General features: G+C 36.1%; 4 protein-coding genes and 4 pseudogenes. 4 read left to right on the plus strand and 4 right to left on the minus strand.

Going from position 1 to position 3,761, the window contains the following annotated elements:
- The first annotated feature begins 185 nt into the window (after positions 1-185).
- Complete coding sequence (locus ABN217_RS18635) at positions 186-716, plus strand: GNAT family N-acetyltransferase (RefSeq protein WP_115349565.1); 531 nt, start codon at positions 186-188, stop codon at positions 714-716.
- 28 nt (positions 717-744) lie between these two features.
- Here the strand turns inward: ABN217_RS18635 and ABN217_RS20725 are convergent.
- The 3 genes and pseudogenes from ABN217_RS20725 to ABN217_RS18640 all read right to left on the minus strand — a co-directional run.
- Positions 745-852, minus strand: a pseudogene (locus ABN217_RS20725) (DNA polymerase III subunit theta); the annotation flags it as partial.
- 51 nt (positions 853-903) lie between these two features.
- A complete protein-coding gene (locus tag ABN217_RS20730; protein WP_215534280.1) occupies positions 904-1,065 on the minus strand; it encodes a YnfU family zinc-binding protein in 162 nt (53 codons plus the stop codon).
- Positions 1,066-1,227: 162 nt separating this feature from the next.
- Entirely contained in the window at positions 1,228-1,602 is a 375-nt protein-coding gene (locus tag ABN217_RS18640; protein WP_349459764.1) for a hypothetical protein, read from the minus strand.
- Positions 1,603-1,986: 384 nt separating this feature from the next.
- Here ABN217_RS18640 and ABN217_RS18645 point away from each other — a divergent pair.
- Positions 1,987-2,154, plus strand: a pseudogene (locus ABN217_RS18645) (isocitrate/isopropylmalate family dehydrogenase); the annotation flags it as partial.
- Between the two features lie 98 nt (positions 2,155-2,252).
- Here ABN217_RS18645 and ABN217_RS18650 read toward each other — a convergent pair.
- A pseudogene (locus tag ABN217_RS18650) lies at positions 2,253-2,900 on the minus strand (tyrosine-type recombinase/integrase); the annotation flags it as partial.
- On the opposite strand from ABN217_RS18650, the pseudogene ABN217_RS18655 reads away from it, so the two are divergent.
- Positions 2,894-3,046, plus strand: a pseudogene (locus ABN217_RS18655) (DUF968 domain-containing protein); the annotation flags it as partial. The pseudogenes ABN217_RS18650 and ABN217_RS18655 overlap by 7 nt on opposite strands.
- Before the next feature lie 27 nt (positions 3,047-3,073).
- Positions 3,074-3,472 carry an antiterminator Q family protein gene (locus ABN217_RS18660; RefSeq protein ID WP_349459765.1) on the plus strand — a complete coding sequence of 133 codons (399 nt, stop codon included), beginning with the start codon at positions 3,074-3,076 and terminating at the stop codon, positions 3,470-3,472.
- Positions 3,473-3,761 lie beyond the last annotated feature (289 nt).

Here is a 3,761-nt window from a genome sequence, read left to right on the forward strand (position 1 = left end):
TATTTCCGTTCGTGTACAGATGCCAGAGCAATCAATCTATAACGTGAGAATGCGTGAGATGGAAGAAGCGCAGAAAGAGGAGGAGGAAGAAAATCAGAGTGCTAATGAAGATACTACATGTTGAAATCTAAATTAAATCGTGTGTTATTATAGTTATTAATTCAATAGACATAAAGATATTCAAGATGGATGAATTTGTAAAAATAAGAAGAGCATCTTTAAGTGATGCAGAATCTTTGGGGGTAATTGGCCCTGCAGCTTATTCCGCTATATATCATTACCTGTGGGATGATTGTGTAGCGTTAGCTCATCAACTTAATACTTTTAGCACACAGTCATTTTTAACGTTACTACAAAAGGCTGATACGAAGGTTTGGGTTGCTGAAGCTCAAGGGGTTATCATTGGTTTCTTAATTATGATAATACATTCAAAAAATCCAATTACATATGAGAATGCTGGCGCAGAAATATCAAGAATTTATCTTCTTCCTGGTAGTCAGAAGATGGGTATAGGCTTTCAACTGATGAGCATGGCAAGAGAATATGCGAATAAACTTAATTTGACACATATGTGGCTGGATGTAATGTCATCTGCTAAACATGCAAGAAAAGCTTATAGCAAGTGGGGATTTATAGAGATAGGAACTAAAGTTTTTCCACGTAGTGTTAAATTTGAATATTCTCAAATGGCTGTACTAAGAATGTCTCTTGTATAAGATAATAAATATAATTTTTATTATCTTATTAAGACCACTCTGTTTTCAAATACTGCACCGAATTTCCATCAGGCAACTTCTTACTCCTCTCACGATAAAACGCTAGTCGTTCATTAAAGTACGCTCTCAAATGTGCTGGTTGTTGTCGTTAAACTTCTACGGCAACAACTGGCATATTGAGTTGTGTTTATATTTTATTGAAATAAAACATGTAGCCACAATTTGGGCATAATAAGATTAGGTTTTTCTTAAGCTTGTGTTTATTTTGTTTAGCAACATAGGAACAACTTGGGCAGGTAACTTCTACTAGTGCGTCTTGAAACATTCTTATCACATTAAAAGCTTTCATATCTTTCACCCATTATAGGGATATCGTGATTCAGTGTACGCTACTTTGTATTTTATTGCTTAATTTTTGTTCTTTTATTTGTGGTGACAAGTTTTATTACACCACATGATAAAGCACAGCAAGTACGTTTGAGTATTTAAGGTGCCAGAAACTGCCTGTTGGTTAGCCAACTACCATACACTCACCTTCAATAAAATTCTCTCCGTCATCTTCGCATTTCACAAGACGACACTTTCCACATAAGCCATACCGACTAATGACGCATCGAACACCAGGAGAACTGCTTGAGCCTTGGTGTTTGTTTTGTCGTCGCTCATAACTGGATGCTTTTTCCAACAAACCATCCTTAACCATGCTATCTAATGTTCTACGGGTAGATTCGAGAATGCTTTTCTTGTCAAAAGAACCCATCCCTTTAAGCATATAGGCTACACCTGAAACATCGAAAGGTGGTGCGCCAATTTCACCCGTTACCCATTCAAGATTGTTAGGATTAAATAATTCCATTATCTCTTTTTTGCGTGAGGTCATTCTCATTTTTAATATTCCTTATTGTGGGTTACATATATCCTACAATAAGGAATTTAAATAACATATAAATACTATGCTTCTTTTAGCGACGAAAGTTTTTCACACCATGTATCAAGCGTTTCTCGTTTTTCTCTTAAATAATCATATCTATCATAATGCTTCTGAGAAACCACTAGTCTTTTATGGATTTGTACCACATTCTTTAACTCAGAACTTATTTCCATTTCCCAGCTAATGTTTTGAATATTTATAGTCCTAATGTGTGGTTATCAAAACCAATAAAAGTATTATGGTAATCAACTAGTTATAAAAAGGCATAACCACCATTTTTTAGGTCTATCAAGATTGAATATACCTTAATAAACAAATAGTTAACGATAGCAGGTTTATATAATGCTACGCCACATGGGTTGGACAGAAGCTGCTGACTTAATCATTAAAGGTATGGAAGGCGCGATTGCCGCTAAGACTGTAACTTATGATTTTGAACGTCAGTTAGAAGGCGCTAAATTGCTGAAATGTAGCGAGTTTGGTGACGCGATTATCAAACACATGTAATTGTTGATTTGATAAATAGTTAACGGGAGCTTATTAGTTCCCGTTTATTTTTTGTACTATAAAATTCTTCCCCAAAACTCTTCCCCAAAACTGTTCAATTAAACAGCAATAATTTGCCATTCTTTGCCTCTATCATCATGGTATTTATCAGTCATATTTTGTGTTTTATGCCCCAATAATTTTTGTGTATTAATTCCTTGCTCACGATAAAGTCGTTCTGATAAAGAACGCTGTTCATGGAAAGTAGGTGCCGTACCTTTTTCCCAAGTTAACCCACATTTATCTCGTGCTTTTTTAAATGTTGTGGTTAACGTATTTGGCGTGACTTGTTCGCCTCGTTTCGCTTGTGCGGTGGTATGCCGATAATGCACGAGATATTTACTCACAACCGCGTCACGACATTGAGCAACAACATCCCTTAAGGAGAGATTGATAGCCTCACATTTTAGCGAGAGAGGGATGGCTAATTTACTGCCTGTCTTCTCTTGCTGTATATGCAACATATCATCCCAAATATCAGAGAATTTCATTTTACAGATATCACCGATCCGCTGACCTGTGGTTAAGGCGAGCAACATGCCACATTGCAAATAAGGAGGGTGGTTTTTAGCTTGCTGATAAATAGTGCGCCATTCGTCCAATGTCATGCGTTCTCTTTTCACTCTGTTCCGTGGTTGTTTAGTTGCTTTCGCAGGATTGTAACCAGGCGGAACATAGCCAGCATGTTGAGCTTCTTTAGAAAGCTCATGACTTATTCACTATTCCATTATGTCGGCAACATCATGATGAGTTGCATCGTGATCCGAAATTGTGGGAAGCCAATTATGGAAATCAACTCGAATTGTTATTTTCTTTTTTAAACCGTTCATTAGGAATGGGTGCATTGGTTTAACGTGTATATGGTACAAGGAGTCTAAGTATGAGAGATATGCAGGAAGTTTTATCGCGTTGGGGAGCGTGGTCAGCTAATGAAGGAAATAGTATCGATTACTCATCAATTGCCGCAGGTTTTAAAGGATTGATTCCAAGTTCAAGACGAAGCCGAGATCAATGTTCAGATGATGATGGTTTAAAAATCAATAAAGCGGTATTACATTTAAAGGTAAATAATAGTTACTTGTTTCAGTCGATTATTATGTATTATGTGAAGAATTATCCTTTACGCTCAATGGCTTCAAAACTCGGTATTTCTCATAATGAAGTGGCTAAGCGATTGCAGACAGCGGAAGGATTTATTGAAGGGTGTCTATCGGTTGATAACGTAAAATTAGATATGGATAAAATAATTAGAAAACACCATATTTATAGTCTTGCGTAATTACAAAACACAATATATTGTGTTGATGATGGTTTTGATGTTACATGAGTTATCTATTAAAAACCTCGTGAGTATAGCGGGGTTGTGTTTTTTAGGGGCATACTTAAGCTGATTTACCGCTAAAAAATAAAGTTTGCTATCTGAATTTTTCTATGGCTTAATAGCGTCACTGGTTTGGAAGTACAGACCTATTTATGTTAGTAAGTTTAAAGTTGTTCCCGTTTAGCGTTATCCTCGATACCTCTTCATTGTGAATTCCTTCTAATTAATTCCCATAAGTAAAAATACA

Origin of the sequence: Proteus sp. fly-1067 (genome assembly GCF_040139345.1) — a bacterium.
Lineage (GTDB): Bacteria > Pseudomonadota > Gammaproteobacteria > Enterobacterales > Enterobacteriaceae > Proteus > Proteus vulgaris_B.

What these genes read in the sequence shown, in the direction of transcription:
- ABN217_RS18635 (WP_115349565.1), top strand. Translation starts at nt 186, where the DNA reads ATGGATGAATTTGTAAAAATAAGAAGAGCATCTTTAAGTGATGCAGAA.
- ABN217_RS20730 (WP_215534280.1), bottom strand. Translation starts at nt 1,065, where the DNA reads ATGAAAGCTTTTAATGTGATAAGAATGTTTCAAGACGCACTAGTAGAA.
- ABN217_RS18640 (WP_349459764.1), bottom strand. Translation starts at nt 1,602, where the DNA reads ATGAGAATGACCTCACGCAAAAAAGAGATAATGGAATTATTTAATCCT.
- ABN217_RS18660 (WP_349459765.1), top strand. Translation starts at nt 3,074, where the DNA reads ATGAGAGATATGCAGGAAGTTTTATCGCGTTGGGGAGCGTGGTCAGCT.